The 245-nt window shown below is 40.4% G+C and carries 1 protein-coding gene; it reads left to right on the forward strand.

The features are described from left to right. Window positions 1–245: transposase (locus tag FD01_RS10660; RefSeq protein WP_162257359.1), on the forward strand; the 245-nt coding region annotated here is incomplete at both ends.

The following is a 245-nucleotide window of genomic DNA, read 5'->3' on the forward strand; positions in this document are numbered from 1 at the left end:
TTCCCACTCGAAGTTCGACAAACCGTTAATACAATCTCTGTAGACTTGAACGCCGGGTACGTTAACCTAATTCCTAAGCTCTTTCCGAACGCTGAAATTGTAATTGATCGATTCCACATCATCCAAATGGTCAATCGCGCGGTCAATCAAATTCGAGTTCAAACCATGAAGACCTTGGATCATCGATCCAAGAAATACAAATTCATGAAACAAGAATGGAAACAATTCTTGCGTCCAATGGAAAA

This window comes from Lacticaseibacillus manihotivorans DSM 13343 = JCM 12514 (assembly GCF_001435035.1).
GTDB lineage: Bacteria > Bacillota > Bacilli > Lactobacillales > Lactobacillaceae > Lacticaseibacillus > Lacticaseibacillus manihotivorans.